This window comes from Bacteroides sp. AM37-9 (genome assembly GCF_003603455.1).
Lineage (GTDB): Bacteria > Bacteroidota > Bacteroidia > Bacteroidales > Bacteroidaceae > Bacteroides > Bacteroides xylanisolvens.
On record NZ_QTNF01000053.1, the window covers coordinates 1 to 761 of the forward strand.

Here is a 761-nt window from a genome sequence, read left to right on the forward strand (position 1 = left end):
TAAAATAAAAAAGGCATTTCTCATAGTATTACCAGCGTTTTATACTGAAAACAACGTATTTCTCATAAACTTTCAAATCATTTCTCATAGTATTTTGACTATTTATGCTATAAATTCTCAAGCTAGATCCTAAACTAAAGACCAAGTTGAATACCAGACTAGACACAGCTTTACAATATATTATCAGTGCTTATTGAAAGTATATAGAACAGACATTCGCATATTTTCCTACCTGCATCTGTATCGTTGCACTCGAGTGAACAGGCCTGTGCACTAGAGTAGAAAGAACCGTCTACTCGAGTGAAACGATCTATTCACTCGAGTGCAACGATACAGATAGTAGTAGGAAAAAATGGCAATGATTAAGGAAAAGCATAAGGATATAAGGTGCATGATACACAGGAAAGCAGTAAACAACGGGAAGTTGCTTAATAAACAACATAAGAAGAAGGAATAATCATAAAGTCCGACGAGAGTCTGGGAAAAGATACAGCCATAATGCATGAGAAAGGAGTAAAATAGATAAAAGGAGTATGAGAATAAGATGAGAAACGATTTAAAACCTATGAGAAATGCATCATTTTTAAGGATAAATGATAGAAATAGTATGAGAAATACCATTTTATATTTTATTTCTCATACTATTATATTATTGATTTACATATAATTACCGTATTATTTATGAGAATATGAGAAATGAAAATGAAAAATCGTTTGCAGGGGGCGCGCTGATATAAATGCAGGAAACTATCATACCAATG